Source organism: Actinosynnema sp. (assembly GCF_052038725.1).
On record NZ_JBQGCX010000933.1, the window covers coordinates 1 to 1,691 of the forward strand.

General features: G+C 77.8%; 4 protein-coding genes. 1 reads left to right on the plus strand and 3 read right to left on the minus strand.

Going from position 1 to position 1,691, the window contains the following annotated elements; translation table 11 throughout:
- The coding region (locus ACTUAL_RS19770; RefSeq protein ID WP_440901286.1) for a hypothetical protein at positions 1–396 on the plus strand (396 nt) is incomplete at its 5' end.
- Positions 397–439: 43 nt separating this feature from the next.
- On the opposite strand, the gene ACTUAL_RS19775 is transcribed toward ACTUAL_RS19770, so the two are convergent.
- The 3 genes from ACTUAL_RS19775 to ACTUAL_RS19785 all read right to left on the minus strand — a co-directional run.
- Positions 440–769 (minus strand): hypothetical protein, encoded by a 330-nt coding sequence (locus tag ACTUAL_RS19775; protein ID WP_440901287.1) that lies wholly within the window; start codon positions 767–769, stop codon positions 440–442.
- Between the two features lie 34 nt (positions 770–803).
- Positions 804–1,250: a GatB/YqeY domain-containing protein gene (locus ACTUAL_RS19780; protein ID WP_440901288.1), complete on the minus strand. Its 447-nt coding sequence runs from the start codon at positions 1,248–1,250 to the stop codon at positions 804–806.
- Between the two features lie 72 nt (positions 1,251–1,322).
- Positions 1,323–1,691: zf-TFIIB domain-containing protein (locus ACTUAL_RS19785; protein ID WP_440901289.1), on the minus strand; the 369-nt coding region annotated here is incomplete at its 5' end.

The window sequence follows — 1,691 nt, forward strand, 5'->3', positions numbered from 1 at the left end:
CTGGAGCTGGACCGCCTCGCGCCCGCCCTGCAGGCGCGCGAGCTCACCCCCGACGACGCCCTCGACCGCCTCCGCGCGCTGCGGGACGGGCTCAGCACCCACCTCGACGCGCTCGCGGGCGCCGTGGCCGCGACCGTCGGCGCGACCAGCGCCGAGCGCGACCTCGTGACCAAGGAGATGCGCACCCAGCAGCGGCTGCGGCGGCGGGAGCCCTCGATCCTCGCCACCGCCGACCCCACCTACCTGTGGTTCGCGACGGGGGCCTTCTCCACCGGCCTGCAGAACGGCACCAGCGCCGTGCAGCAGTCGCGCTCCAGCGCCGGCAGCGGCGGGTCGACGTCGGGCTACAGCGGCGGCGGCAGCTTCAGCGGGGCGGGCAGCTCCTCGCGCTTCTGAGCCCTCCGGGCGCCCGAACCGCCCCGGCCGCCGGACCGCCGGGTCAGCCGAGCGGGCGGCGGGGCCCGTGGGCCAGCGCGACCTGCGCGAACAGGTCCGCGCGCTGCTCGCGCAACGAGGCCCGGGCGAAGCCGTGCAGCGCGTCGGGCGGGCCGTCGTCCGGGCGCGGGGCCAGGGCGAGGCTGCGTTCGAGCAGGTCGCCGAAGCGGTCGGCGTCGACGAGGTCCGCGCACGTCGCGCACGCGGCCCACGGCCGGGTGCCGTGGTCCTCGGTGCGCCCGCTCACGGGGGAGGTCGTGGCGACGGGCGCCGTGACGGGGTACTCGGCGACGGCGACGCCCGCGTGGCAGAAGGCGCAGGCGGGCTCCGTCACGTCGTCCGCCGGGTGCGCCCGTGGCGGGAGCGGCTCACGCCAGCCGCGCCTTGACCAGCGCCGCGACCGCGCCGCCGTCCGCGCGGCCGGCGACCTTCGCGTTGACGGCCTTCATGGCCGCACCCATCTGGGCCCGCTGCGTGAGGCCCTCGGTGGTGAGCACCTCGTCCACGATGGCCGCGAGCTCCGCGTCGCCGAGCTGCTCGGGCAGGTACGCCTCGAGCAGGTCCGCCTCGGCCCGCTCCCGCGCGGCCAGCTCCGGACGGTCGGCGTCGGCGTAGACCTGCGCGGACTCGCGGCGCTTCTTCGCCTCCTTGGCGAGGACCTTCTCCGCCTCGGCGTCGGTGAGGGTGCGCTGCACCCTGCCCGCGACCTCGGCCTCGCGGACGGCGGTGAGCACCATGCGCAGCGTCGTGACGCGCAGCTCGTCGCCGGCGCGCATGGCGGCGGTGAGGTCGGTGCGGAGCCTGTCCACGAACACGTCGGTCTCCTTCGCTGCCGCCCGCGGGTGCAGGCCGGGGCCGGGCCAGGCTACGCGCGTGCCCGCCGGTGCTCAGCGCAGCAGGTCGCCCAGGAACGACGACTTCCGGCGCGGGTGCCCGCCGGGACGGCTGCCGCCCTGCGCGGCCCGCACCTGCTGCAGCACCTCCCCGACCATGCCCCCGAGCGAGGACTGGCCCCCGCCCTGGGCGTGGGGCTGCGACCCGCTCCGGCCGTCCCCCGCGCCGTGGCCCGGGTGGTGCCCCTGGGCGTCCGCCCGGTCGTGCGGCTGGCTGCGGCCGCCAGGCGCCGTCTCGTCGCCGTACCAACGGGCCTCGGCGTCCACCAGCCGCTCGAGCTCGCCGCGGTCGAGGAACACCCCGCGGCACTCGGTGCACTGGTCGATGTGCACGCCGTTGCGCTCGTAGGTGCGCATGGCCCC